General features: G+C 62.9%; 4 protein-coding genes. 1 reads left to right on the top strand and 3 read right to left on the bottom strand.

Going from position 1 to position 5,262, the window contains the following annotated elements; translation table 11 throughout:
• Window positions 1-258: 258 nt before the first annotated feature.
• The 3 genes from ACY693_RS14475 to ACY693_RS14465 are packed head-to-tail and all read right to left on the bottom strand — an operon-like array spanning window position 259 to window position 3,276.
• Window positions 259-612 carry a hypothetical protein gene (locus ACY693_RS14475; RefSeq protein ID WP_462322526.1) on the bottom strand — a complete coding sequence of 118 codons (354 nt, stop codon included), beginning with the start codon at window positions 610-612 and terminating at the stop codon, window positions 259-261.
• The gene (locus ACY693_RS14470; RefSeq protein WP_462322525.1) at window positions 609-1,754 is read right to left on the bottom strand and encodes a phytoene/squalene synthase family protein; all 1,146 of its coding nucleotides are present in this window, start codon (window positions 1,752-1,754) and stop codon (window positions 609-611) included. The genes ACY693_RS14475 and ACY693_RS14470 overlap by 4 nt, the downstream gene beginning before the upstream one ends.
• Window positions 1,735-3,276, bottom strand: a complete 1,542-nt coding sequence (locus ACY693_RS14465) for a phytoene desaturase (RefSeq protein WP_462322524.1) — start codon at window positions 3,274-3,276, stop codon at window positions 1,735-1,737. Before ACY693_RS14465 ends, ACY693_RS14470 begins: the two co-directional genes overlap by 20 nt.
• Before the next feature lie 253 nt (window positions 3,277-3,529).
• Here ACY693_RS14465 and ACY693_RS14460 point away from each other — a divergent pair, with 253 nt between their 5' ends.
• Complete coding sequence (locus tag ACY693_RS14460) at window positions 3,530-5,239, top strand: DUF2868 domain-containing protein (protein ID WP_462322523.1); 1,710 nt, start codon at window positions 3,530-3,532, stop codon at window positions 5,237-5,239.
• The last annotated feature ends 23 nt before the right edge of the window (window positions 5,240-5,262 follow it).

Raw genomic sequence — 5,262 nt, 5'->3', positions numbered from 1 at the left:
CGGTCAACCGGCGCTGAGACAGGTGCTAGCGGATTGGAGGGACGATGGTGGCGAGATCCTCGTCCATCGTCATCACAACTGGGAACGCGAGCGCTGGACCACTAGCAGCGCTCTCAACAGCTAGGCAGGTCAGCACGCTGAAGGGCGCGTCCTGACTGCCTGGGCTGGGCTGACGGGCTGAGCTGATGGGCTGGACTGACGGGCTAGGCGGGATCGAGCCCGGCGGGGACTGGACGGAACAGGGCCGGGTTCGAGCGCTTAGCCGTTCGCGAAATCCAGCCCGAGCTTGTTGTAATGGGTGCGAATCAGGATCCAGCCGGTATAGGCGACGATCAGCATCAGCAGCCCGAAGAGATCAAAGAGCGTCAGATAGGTCTTCAGATCCGACAAGAAATAGCCACCGATGAGCAGCAGCGATGCAAAGGCGCCGTAAAATAGAAAGAACGGCATGAACGACACGCCCATCGCAGTCCAAACCGGATCGACCTCAGGCTGTCCGCCGTTGGCCTCAGCACGCTCACGGGCACTGATGACCAGCTTCCGGTGCCGCGTGCTGCGCCAGAAGTAGAAGGCAGCGAGCAGCAGCGCCACCATGCCAATGTAATAGCTCACGAGTAGCCTCCTCCGGTAGACGCCCGCATCAGACCGCCATGCTGGTTAAGTGATGCCATCCGCTGACGCTCTTCGAGGGTCGCGAACAGGTCTAGCACCCAGATCAACTTCTCGCCAACGGATTGCGGGCTAGAACCACTGGCCTGGCCTTGGCTCGCGCCTTGGCTAGCGCGCAAGAACGCAACCTGCGATCGGTCGGTACCGGCCTTAGCGGCAGCAGTGACTAGGAATTGATTCTCAGCCAAGGCCGGCTCGGCACAGTGCCGCCCCGGGAAGGGGGTGGCAGCAACCGCGCGACTCAAGAGTGTCACCTTTCGGGCCGGCGGTACAACCGCGCGTCTAGTGACGGAATCATAGCCGTTGCGCACGACCTCATGGCCGATCTCGGCATACAGCAGACGAGCCGCGTAGATGCCCGGCCGGCAAGGCACCGGCAGCTTGGCGATACCGGACTCGGCGCGCTGATAGATCTCTGCAGCCATCTCCAGCACACGCTTAACGACAGCAGCCACCGCATCGTTATAGGTCGGATTCGCCAGCCAGGCCTCGATGTCCAGCCCCTCTGCCCGCAGCCATGCCTTTGGCAGATAGACGCGCCCATTGCGGGCGTCTTCGCCAACATCACGACAGATGTTGGTCAACTGCATCGCCGTGCCGAGATCGCAGGCTCGTGCCAGCACGTTGGGCGACCGGACCCCCATGATGACGGTCATCATGGCACCCACCGCAGCGGCCACCCGTGCCGAGTAGTCGAGCACACCTTCGATCGTCTCGTAGTCACGCCCCTCGGCGTCCCAGGCGAATCCCTCGAGCAGCGCCTCTGGCAGCTCGCGCGGCAGCTGAAAACGCTCCACCGTCGCCGCAAAGGCGCGATCTGGCGCCAGCGACAGCGGTCGACCCTGGTAGACACGCTCGAGTCGCTCGCGCAGCTGCTCGAGCGCCGCCTGCTGATCAAGCTGCTCATCGATCGCGTCGTCGGCCACCCGGCAGAACGCATAGAGCGCGGCCGCCGGATCGCGGATCATCTTGGGTAGAAAAAAGGACGCGGCGAAGAACGACTTCGAGCCGTTACTCAGCAGCTGCCGACAGGCAGCGAGGTCCGTCGCATCCGAGGAGGTGTTCTCACGCAAAAACAGAGGCATCGGGGACCACCGTATCCAGTACGCGGGCTGTCGAGATGACGCCTGGCACCCCTGCTCCGGGGTGGGTGCCAGCGCCGACCAGGTAGAGGTGCTCGACCTCTTCGCTCTTGTTATGCGGCCGGAACCAAGCGCTCTGCATCAGCACTGGCTCCAGACTGAATCCAGCACCCTTGACCGAGCAGAGACGCTGCTCGAAGTCCTTGGGTGTGGTGATCAAAGACAGGGCTAGCTCATCCTCAAGACCAGGCAGCAGGGTGTCGGAAAGGTAGGCCGAGATGGCGCGTCGATACGGCTCCGCGCGCTCCGACCAGTCGATGTCGGCATCCAGGTGCGGCACCGGAGCGAGCACATAGAAGGTGTCGCAGCCTTCAGGTGCCAGCGACGGATCGGTCGCGGTTGGCCGGTGCAGGTAGAGACTGAAATCGTCCGCCAGCACCTTGCGATCAAAGATATCCTTGAGCAGCCCCTTGTAGCGCGGCCCGAGCAGAATGCTGTGGTGCTTCACATCCTCATAGCGCCGCTTAGTGCCGAAGTACCAGACGAAGAGACCGTTCGAGTAGCGCGCATTGTCGAGCTTGCGATCCGTCCAATGCTTGCGCTCGATACCTGGCAGCAGGTGCTTGTAGGTCCAGGCGACATCGGCATTGGAGACCACGACATCGGCCGCAATCTGCTCGCCATCCTTGAGCTTGACGCCGGTGGCCTTGCCGTTGACGACGGTGATCTCGGCGACCTCGGAATTCAGCCGAATCGCTCCGCCCTGACCTTGGATGAGGTCCACCAGCCCATTGACGATGGCGCCAGTTCCGCCCATGGCGGAATGCACGCCCCAATGACGCTCAAGGTAGGAGATCAGTGTATAGATCGAGGTGACCGTAAACGGATTGCCACCGATCAGCAGCGGATGGAACGACAAGGCCACGCGCAATCGCTCGTTCTTCACATATTGCGAGACCATCGCGTAGACGCTGCGATAACTGCGCAGCGCGACCATCTTCGGCACGATGCGCGCCATGTCCTGCCAGTTGGTGAAGGGAACATGGCCGAGCTCGACGAAGCCGACCTGAAAGATCTCCTCGCTCGCCTTGATGAAGCGGTCATAGCCAGCAACATCCTCAGGCGCGAAGCGCTCAACCTGTGCGCGCATCGCCTCGGCATCGCCGTTGGTATCGAATACCGCCCCGTCATCGAAGCGGATACGATAGAAGGGGTCCATCGGGCGCAGGTCGATCTCATCCTTGAAGCTGCGGCCACACATCTGCCAGAGCTCTTCGAGCAAGAAGGGCGCGGTGATGATGGTCGGGCCGGCATCAAATTTGAACCCGTCGATCTCGTGCACGTAGGCACGGCCGCCAGGGGCATCGAGCTTCTCGACAACGGTCACCCGATAGCCGCGATAGCCGAGACGGATTGCAGCAGCGAGTCCGCCAAAACCGCTGCCGATGATGACCGCATGCGGCTTGCGTCCCGTTTGTAGGGCGCGCGCTGCAATGGCTCCGGCCGAGGGTGGATCAGTGGTCAATGTGTCAACTCAGGCTGATGTCAATCATGCATTACAGTATAGCAGCCGAAATTTTTCGTGCGCCAGCATCGCCCACCGCATTCGTTCGCGTCGCTTGCCTTATGTCAAGCCAGCGCAACGCGCTTGATCACTAGCCCAGGACCGGTATACCTTGCGTCCAGAGTCGAAATCTGGCCGTTCGTCTGTTCGAGCACGCACTGCCACGTCGAGCCATCCGTGCAAGCACCCTTACCGGTTAGTCTACTCCCTGTCCATGGTCTTTCCTTCAAGGCGTCTCGCGCCACATCACAACAGTGCTCGCGATGGCAAATCAGGACCGCTGCGTTGGCAGGTTCCGGATCTCATCGACTTCGACTACTTCGCAGGCGAGGACGAGCGGCTACTGCGCGATCACCCGGCTGAGCGTCGACGCCTTGCCGAGCGCGACCGGCGCCTCTACAAGGACCAGATCGAGCCCTACATCGGCGACGCTGCGGCCCATACCCGCCAACACCGCAACAAGGCCCTGCGCTGGTGGCTCGAGCGGCGCCGAGACCAAGAAGACCCGGCCGTCGCCGAGCTCCTGCCTGGAGAGGCATTCAGGCGCGCCCAGCGCCTGATCGCGACAGCCATGGGCCTGATCGGCTTCGCGCTTGGTATTGGCGTGGCCTCGACGCTGCTGCAATACGAAGGCGATCACCCGGTGAACGTCTCCTGGTACCTGTTCTGGTTGGTCCTACTGCAGCTGATCCTGGTCGGCACCACGCTCGGGCTCTGGTACGGACGCCGCTCCAAGCTGGTCAAGCGAGCGACGCAAGACATCTCATTGCTCGGCCAACTGTTGCGACCACTGCTCTCGCGCGCGGCGCGTTGGGTGCAAAAACAGCGACTGTCCCATCTGCCGCCTGACCTCAGGGATCGCGCCAAGGCCAAGCAGGGTCTGATGCAGGCCAACTACTCACTCTATGGCCCGGCGAGCTACCTGCCGGTCCTGGTGCCAGCACAGATCTTCGGCATCGGCTTCAACATTGGCGCCATTCTCATGACCATGGCGCTGATCTGGTTCGCCGATCTCGGATTCGGCTGGGGCTCGGCAATGAACGTCAGCGCCGAGACCATTCACGGTCTCGCGCGCCTGATCGCGCTGCCCTGGAGCTGGCTGCTCGGCGAAGGTGTCGGTCTGCCGACCCTCGAGCAGGTGGCCGGCACGCGCATTAGCCTCAAAGACCCGCTCTATGTGCTCGACGCCGGCAATCTGCGCTCTTGGCGCTGGTTCTTGGTGCTGTCCGTGCTGACCTACGGCCTGCTGCCTCGTCTCCTGCTGCTCGGGCTCTCCAAGCTCAAGGAGCGGCGCGCCCTCGCGGCCCTGCCGTTCACCCATCAGGCCGCGCAGGCACCCTACGCGCGGATGATAACGCCAAGCCTTGAGACTCGAGCGGTGCGCATCGGGGAAGAAGGGCCAGAGATGCCGATCCCAGCGCCGCTCAAGCCGTTAACGCGGCCCACGGCGGCACCGCGGCCAGCGAAGCTAGAATCGGTATCCAAGGTGCAGCCTGCGCCAACGCTGCGCGATCAGGCAGCAGCCAAAACGCCGCGCGCAACTCCCTCCTCACCGCAGCCCGAGCCAGCCACCACCGATCAGCCGACTGCAAAGGCACACGAGCCAGCGGCCGATGCCCAGCCTCAGCCGGCGCCAGCGACACCAAGAGGCGAGCAGCCGCAGCTCAAGACAAGGTCGAGCGACACACCGACAGCAACACCAAGCACAGAGGCAGACGCTGCAAAAGCACCGCCGGAGAGCGAGTCCACCGCACCCGAGGCGATAGCGCCCGTGGACAGCCCAGTCGAGCGCGTCGCTGTCGACGCTGATGCTTGCGTGCTGCTGCTGCATATCGATGTCGCCGACCTACTCACCGAGGAGGATCACGCACGGCTGCAGCAACTGCTGCGCAGCCAGACGGGCTGGCGGGTGGCGTCGTCATAGTAATAGCCGGCGAAGTATTTGTG

The organism is Halochromatium sp., assembly GCF_054919635.1.
Note: the sequence above shows the minus strand (reverse complement) of the source record. Positions and strands in the feature narration are given on the sequence as shown.